The sequence below is a fragment of the Pseudomonas sp. NPDC089392 genome, from assembly GCF_044749595.1.
GTDB lineage: Bacteria > Pseudomonadota > Gammaproteobacteria > Pseudomonadales > Pseudomonadaceae > Aquipseudomonas.
Map to the genome: position 1 here is coordinate 3282 of NZ_JBIVIF010000090.1, position 1424 is coordinate 4705.

Sequence of the window (1424 nt, forward strand, 5' to 3'; positions counted from 1 at the left end):
ATTAGGCGACGAAGTGGTTGATACCATGCTTCCAAGAAAAGCTCCTAAGCTTCAGATAACTGGGAACCGTACCCCAAACCGACACAGGTGGTTAGGTAGAGAATACCAAGGCGCTTGAGAGAACTCGGGTGAAGGAACTAGGCAAAATGGCACCGTAACTTCGGGAGAAGGTGCGCCGGCGAGGGTCAAGGACTTGCTCCGTAAGCCCATGCCGGTCGAAGATACCAGGCCGCTGCGACTGTTTATTAAAAACACAGCACTCTGCAAACACGAAAGTGGACGTATAGGGTGTGACGCCTGCCCGGTGCCGGAAGGTTAATTGATGGGGTTAGCGCAAGCGAAGCTCTTGATCGAAGCCCCGGTAAACGGCGGCCGTAACTATAACGGTCCTAAGGTAGCGAAATTCCTTGTCGGGTAAGTTCCGACCTGCACGAATGGCGTAACGATGGCGGCGCTGTCTCCACCCGAGACTCAGTGAAATTGAAATCGCTGTGAAGATGCAGTGTATCCGCGGCTAGACGGAAAGACCCCGTGAACCTTTACTATAGCTTTGCACTGGACTTTGAATTTGCTTGTGTAGGATAGGTGGGAGGCTTTGAAGTGGGGACGCCAGTTCTCATGGAGCCATCCTTGAAATACCACCCTGGCAACTTTGAGGTTCTAACTCAGGTCCGTTATCCGGATCGAGGACAGTGTATGGTGGGTAGTTTGACTGGGGCGGTCTCCTCCCAAAGAGTAACGGAGGAGTACGAAGGTGCGCTCAGACCGGTCGGAAATCGGTCGTAGAGTATAAAGGCAAAAGCGCGCTTGACTGCGAGACAAACACGTCGAGCAGGTACGAAAGTAGGTCTTAGTGATCCGGTGGTTCTGTATGGAAGGGCCATCGCTCAACGGATAAAAGGTACTCCGGGGATAACAGGCTGATACCGCCCAAGAGTTCATATCGACGGCGGTGTTTGGCACCTCGATGTCGGCTCATCACATCCTGGGGCTGAAGCCGGTCCCAAGGGTATGGCTGTTCGCCATTTAAAGTGGTACGCGAGCTGGGTTTAGAACGTCGTGAGACAGTTCGGTCCCTATCTGCCGTGGACGTTTGAGATTTGAGAGGGGCTGCTCCTAGTACGAGAGGACCGGAGTGGACGAACCTCTGGTGTTCCGGTTGTCACGCCAGTGGCATTGCCGGGTAGCTATGTTCGGAAGAGATAACCGCTGAAAGCATCTAAGCGGGAAACTTGCCTCAAGATGAGATCTCACTGGGATCTTGAATCCCCTAAAGGGCCGTCGAAGACTACGACGTTGATAGGTTGGGTGTGTAAGCGCTGTGAGGCGTTGAGCTAACCAATACTAATTGCCCGTGAGGCTTGACCATATAACACCCAAGCAATTTGCGCACGAAGCCAAATTGTGGTGGTGAAGACGAAAGA

1 rRNA gene (only partly in view) is annotated in these 1424 nt (G+C 52.9%); it reads left to right on the forward strand.

The annotated features are described in order from the left end of the window. Positions 1-1369, forward strand: a 23S ribosomal RNA gene (locus tag ACIP1G_RS31845) (it extends 1260 nt beyond the left edge of the window). Positions 1370-1424: the final 55 nt, after the last annotated feature.